Here is a 533-nt window from a genome sequence, read left to right as displayed (position 1 = left end):
TCGCGGCGGGCCGCTACCATGCCGGCATGAGCGACGAAGAGCGGGCGGAGAGCCAGGAGGCGTTCCTGTACGACGATATCCGCGTGATGGTCGCGACCAACGCCTTCGGCATGGGGATCGACAAGTCGAATGTGCGTTATGTCATCCATTACAATATGCCGAAGAATATGGAGGCTTATGTGCAGGAAGCGGGCCGCGCGGGGCGGGACGGCGAGCCGAGCCAGTGCATCCTGCTGTTCAGCGCGCAGGATATCATGACCCAGAAGTTCCTGATTGAACAGAACCCGCAGGACTCGGAACGTAAAGCAAATGATTACCGCAAGCTCCAGCAGATGATCGAATACTGCTATACAACCCGGTGTCTGCGAAGCGCCATGCTGGACTATTTCGGCGAGGCCCATGGGGACAAGTCTTGCGGCATTTGCAGCTCCTGCACAGATGAGCGCGAGCTCGTCGACATGACCATCGACGCGCAGAAGATCTTCTCCTGCATCCACCGGATGCGCGAGCGCTTCGGCGTGGCGCTGGTGTCG

General features: G+C 59.5%; 1 protein-coding gene. It reads left to right on the top strand.

The genetic code is table 11. The annotated features are described in order from the left end of the window. Nucleotides 1-533: helicase-related protein (locus tag L691_RS28585; protein ID WP_036736584.1), on the top strand; the 533-nt coding region annotated here is incomplete at both ends.

The sequence above is a fragment of the Paenibacillus zanthoxyli JH29 genome (assembly GCF_000520715.1).
GTDB classification, from domain to species: Bacteria; Bacillota; Bacilli; order Paenibacillales; family Paenibacillaceae; genus Paenibacillus_AQ; species Paenibacillus_AQ zanthoxyli.
The sequence above is the reverse complement of the archived record's forward strand: the minus strand, read 5'-3'. Positions and strand labels throughout refer to the sequence as shown.